The 985-nt window shown below is 79.1% G+C and carries 1 protein-coding gene; it reads left to right on the forward strand.

The window, feature by feature from the left end; all coding sequences use genetic code 11:
• The first annotated feature begins 1 nt into the window (after window position 1).
• The gene (locus IH13_RS0118865) at window positions 2-529 is read left to right on the forward strand and encodes a phage tail protein (protein ID WP_234433329.1); all 528 of its coding nucleotides are present in this window, start codon (window positions 2-4) and stop codon (window positions 527-529) included.
• Window positions 530-985 lie beyond the last annotated feature (456 nt).

Raw genomic sequence — 985 nt, forward strand, 5'->3', positions numbered from 1 at the left:
GCTGCTGCCGGCGATCTACGCCGACGACGACCTGGCCCAGCGGTTCACCGCGGGACTCGACACCGTCCTGGCCCCGGTGCTGTCCACCCTGGACAACCTCCCCGCCTACCTCGATCCGGCCCTGGCGCCCGCGGACTTCCTCCAGTGGCTGTCGTCCTGGGTCGGGGTGGACGCCGACCCGGCCTGGCCCGAGGAGCTGCGGCGCGCCGTCGTCGTACGCGCGGTGGAGCTGCACCGGTGGCGGGGGACGCGCCGCGGGCTGGCCGAACGCCTCCGGCTCTGCTTCGGCGTGCACGCCGACATCACGGACGGCGGCGGCGCGGCCTGGTCGCCCGTGCCGGGCGCGGAGCTGCCGGGCGCGCCCACCGGTGAACTACGCGTGCGGGTCTGGCCGGTAGGCACGGCCCGGGTGGACGAGGCCCAGATCCTGGACGTCGTCACGGCGTCCTGCCCCGTCCACCTCAGCTGCCGGGTCGAGGTCCTGCCCGGCCCACCCGACGACCAGCCCCATCACCAGAGAGAGGCCTGAAACGATGCGCTCATGTCCCGCGTGCGGGTCGGCGAACGGGGAGAGCGACGACTTCTGCGGCAACTGCGGCTCGTACCTGGGCTGGTCGCAGGAACGGCCCACGCCCGCCCCGGCCCCGGAACCCATCCCCGAGCCCGCTCCCCATCCCGCTCCCGCGCCACCGCCCACGACGGCCCGGCCCACGGGCGCCCCACCGGCGACCCCGGCCCCCGCACCGGTTCCGGCGGGCCCCGCACCCGCACGGCCCGTCACGCCGCCACCGGCCACGCCCCCACGGCCGGTGACCGCACCGCCGGCCGAGGACGCCGAGTCCCCCGGGCCCACCCGCGCCGGGGCGGCGCCCCCCGCCGCGCCCGCGCCCCGGCCGCCGGCCGCGCCCCCGCGCACAGGCGCCGGCCCCGGTACCGGTTCCGGCACTTCGGGACCCGCCCCGCAGCCGCGCGCCCCGCGCCCGCC

This window comes from Streptomyces sp. NRRL WC-3549 (assembly GCF_000721935.1).
Lineage (GTDB): Bacteria > Actinomycetota > Actinomycetes > Streptomycetales > Streptomycetaceae > Streptomyces.